At 54.5% G+C, this 3,578-nt stretch carries 4 protein-coding genes; all 4 read right to left on the reverse strand.

Annotated features, from left to right (window positions below; all coding sequences use genetic code 11):
• Nucleotides 1–378: hypothetical protein (locus Q0362_RS00180; RefSeq protein ID WP_298118369.1), on the reverse strand; the 378-nt coding region annotated here is incomplete at its 3' end.
• A complete protein-coding gene (gene thrB / locus Q0362_RS00185; RefSeq protein ID WP_298118371.1) occupies nt 368–1,339 on the reverse strand; it encodes a homoserine kinase in 972 nt (323 codons plus the stop codon). The genes thrB and Q0362_RS00180, both read right to left, overlap by 11 nt.
• Complete coding sequence (gene thrC / locus Q0362_RS00190; protein ID WP_298118374.1) at nt 1,339–2,424, reverse strand: threonine synthase; 1,086 nt, start codon at nt 2,422–2,424, stop codon at nt 1,339–1,341. Before thrC ends, thrB begins: the two co-directional genes overlap by 1 nt.
• 1 nt (nt 2,425) lies before the next feature.
• The coding region (locus Q0362_RS00195; RefSeq protein ID WP_298118377.1) for a homoserine dehydrogenase at nt 2,426–3,578 on the reverse strand (1,153 nt) is incomplete at its 5' end.

Raw genomic sequence — 3,578 nt, forward strand, 5'->3', positions numbered from 1 at the left:
ACCTTTTAGATTGATGTTTTCGTTTGAGGCCAAGACATCAGAAAAGATATTTAAGTGCTGAGCAATTGCACTCGCGTAAACTTCCGAGCTTGCTGTTGCAAGAATAATTACCCTGCCCTGGAGTTTCTCTTCAGTTAAGAAATCTAATACTTCTTGCCTATATGGAAGAGACTCTGATGAAAGCTGTACTATTCCTGACAACTTTGACTTGAGGAATGCCTTTCCCTTTGCGAGCCACCCAATTAGAGAAATTATTGAAAACGGCTCACTCCAAATGAATTGATTTGCGGATTCAAACAAAGTATCCGTGGAAATCAATGTCCCATCTAAATCAACTACAAGTGGACGAGGATTTGTATTGGATGGATCATCTTTCATTTGTTTGTGGCTGCTTCCCCCGAAGAATTGTTGCTCCAGCAAAGTCTACTGCAAGCATGAGTGTCTCCCACGGGCTCTCTTCGTGCTGGGCAACAAGCTTTGCTGCCTCCACACGCTGGGCAGGATCTGAACACAGCACCAAAATGGATGGGCCAGCACCAGAAACCACAGCTGCAAAGCCGTGTTCACGAAGAAGCTTGATCAGGGTACTGGTCTGAGGCATGGCCTCAGCACGGTAATCCTGGTGAAGCTTGTCTTCGGTTGATTCGAACAATAATTCTGGGCTCTGAGTGAGAGCAGCGACCAGCAGAGACGAACGTGACACGTTGAAGATCGCATCTTCGTGAGGAACGCTCTCAGGTTGCAGCGCACGAGCCTGCTTGGTCGACATGGTGAAAGAAGGAACCAGCACCAAGGGTGAAACACCGCGGTGGACAAGCAAACGCTTGCAGCGTGGACCTTCATCCGTGGTCCACGCAATAGTCAAGCCGCCAAAGAGCGCAGGCGCGACGTTATCGGGGTGACCCTCAAGATCAGTGGCTAGGCGCAACAGAGTGTCTGCGTCGAAATCGCAGATGCCTTGGAGGAGGCCCTGAGCAGCAACCAAGCCAGACACAATTGCGGCGCTGGAAGAACCCATGCCGCGGCTGTGAGGAATTTGGTTGTGGGCGCGAAGATTCAGCCCTGGCATCGCCACGCCCGCATGCGCGAAAGCGTGTGCAATGGACTGAACAACCAGGTTGGAAGCATCCGTTGAAACGGGAGCTGCAGAATCTGCAGCTCCTTCGCCGATTACTTCAACAGTTGCACCAGGCTCAGATCGAGTGGAAACCTCAAGTTGGTCATAGAAACCTAGAGCAAGACCCAGAGTGTCAAAACCGGGGCCCAAGTTTGCCGACGTAGCCGGTACGCGAACGGTAACCGCTCTGCCTACCGGCACCTGCATGGACCCTGAGGACATTAGTGCGAAGCGCCCTTGACCAGGCCAAGTACGCCTGCAACATCTTCGGTGCTCACGGGAACAACAGTGGGGGCAACTTCAGTGCCGTCTGCCTTCTTGAGAGCGTAGAGAGGATCCTTGAGGCCGTGACCAGTCACGGTGAGAACAACAGTTGATCCAGCTGGGATGTGGCCGTTCTCGGCACGCTCCAGCAGACCTGCAACAGAGATTGCAGATGCTGGCTCAACGAAGATGCCGACCTCTGCTGAAAGGATGCGCTGCGCTGCGAGGATGCCTGCGTCGTCGATGGCACCGAAGTAGCCGTTGCTGACATCGCGTGCACCGAGTGCGAACTCCCACGAAGCAGGGTTACCGATACGGATAGCGCTGGCAAGGGTTTCAGGGTTCTTCACGGGGTGACCCAGCACGATAGGTGCTGAACCAGCTGCCTGGAAACCAAACATGCGAGGAAGCTTGGTAGCTGCGCCACGTTCGAGTTCTTCGCTGTAGCCACGGAAGTACGCGGTGTAGTTACCTGCGTTACCTACGGGAACAAAGTGGAAGTCAGGTGCGTCCTGAAGAACTTCAACTACTTCATAAGCAGCGGTCTTCTGGCCTTCGATGCGGTCAGGGTTCACCGAGTTCACGAGGTGAACAGGGTAGTTAGCAGCGAGGTCACGAGCGATGTCGAGGCAGTCGTCGAAGTTTCCCTGGATCTGAATGATTTCAGCATTGTGAGCAACAGCCTGGCTGAGCTTACCCATGGAGATCTTGCCCTCAGGAATAAGAACAGCAGCAGAAATACCTGCGTGAGTTGCATATGCAGCAGCAGAAGCACTGGTGTTACCGGTGGAAGCACAGATAACAGCCTTAGCTCCGTGCTCAACAGCCTTCGAGATGGCCATGGTCATACCGCGGTCCTTGAATGAACCCGTAGGGTTCATTCCTTCGTACTTCACGAAGACACGTGCACCGGTGCGTGCCGAGAGAGCCTTAGCTTCAATCAGTGGCGTGCCACCTTCACCCAAGGTAATGATGGGGGTCGCATCAGAAATGTTCAGGCGGTCTGCATATTCGGGCAGAACGCCACGCCACTGGTGTGCCAATTTAGGCTCCTTCAACTCGTAGAACCGAAACCACTGAGCTCACGGCATCCAGCTGCGCGAGAGCGGAAACGGTGGCCGCCAGATCAGACTCAAGAGCTGCGTGCGTGCCAATAACTAGCGTAGCCGTCGGAGCAGCCTCTCCAGACACCGCCTCGCTGCCAAATGTGCCTTGCTCGACCAATTCGACCGAAACTCCGTGCTTGGCAAACTCTTCAGCAACAGAAGCAAGAACACCGGGGCGGTCAAAGACCGACAGAGTCACGTGGTAGCGGGTTGTAATGGCGCTAATGGGAAGCACTGGCAGGTTGGCGTGCGTGGACGCACCCAAACCAGGACCGCCAATGACGTGACGGCGTGCAGCAGAGACCAGGTCTCCCAGAACTGCAGAAGCAGTCTCGGGACCACCAGCACCTGCGCCATAGAACATCAGAGAACCTGCTGCTTCTGCCTCAACGAATACTGCGTTGTTGGCCTTGTGAACAGCAGCAAGTGGGTGTTCGCGCGAAATCAACGCTGGGTAAACGCGGGCTGAAACGCCTTCTTCACCGGTGGCTGGGTCGGTCAAGCGCTCGCAGACGGCGAGGAGCTTGACCACGTATCCAGCCTTCTTGGCCAGTTCAACAGTCTTTCCCGAAATCTCGCGAATACCTTCGCGGTGAACGCTTTCCAGAGGAATCGTGGTGTGGAAGGCGAGACTAGCCAAGATTGAAGCCTTCTGGGCAGCATCGAATGCGTCAACATCAGCAGTTGGATCTGCTTCTGCATATCCCAGCTCTGTGGCTACGGCGAGCGCGTCATCAAAAGATGCGCCTTCAGTGTCCATCTTGTCCAAGATGTAGTTGGTGGTTCCGTTCACAATGCCCATGATGCGCTTGACGCGGTCACCGGCAAGGCTTTCACGAAGTGGGCGAATGATGGGGATAGCTCCGGCAACTGCAGCTTCGAAGTACAGCTGAGCGCCTACGCGCTCAGCTGCTTCGAAGAGTTCAGTTCCATGGGTAGCAAGTAGTGCCTTGTTGGCAGTGACGACGTCAGCGCCAGAGTTGATGGCCTGCAGGATGTAGCTGCGAGCAGGCTCTAGGCCACCCATGACTTCAATGACAATGTCTGCCCCCAGAATCAAGGATTCTGCGTCTGTGGTGAAGAGTTCCTTG

The sequence above is a fragment of the uncultured Aurantimicrobium sp. genome, assembly GCF_936931525.1.
In the GTDB taxonomy this organism is placed as follows: Bacteria; Actinomycetota; Actinomycetes; order Actinomycetales; family Microbacteriaceae; genus Aurantimicrobium.

Bases quoted from the DNA above. Each gene is read 5' to 3' on its own strand.
- thrB (WP_298118371.1), bottom strand. From the start codon at position 1,339: ATGTCCTCAGGGTCCATGCAGGTGCCGGTAGGCAGAGCGGTTACCGTT.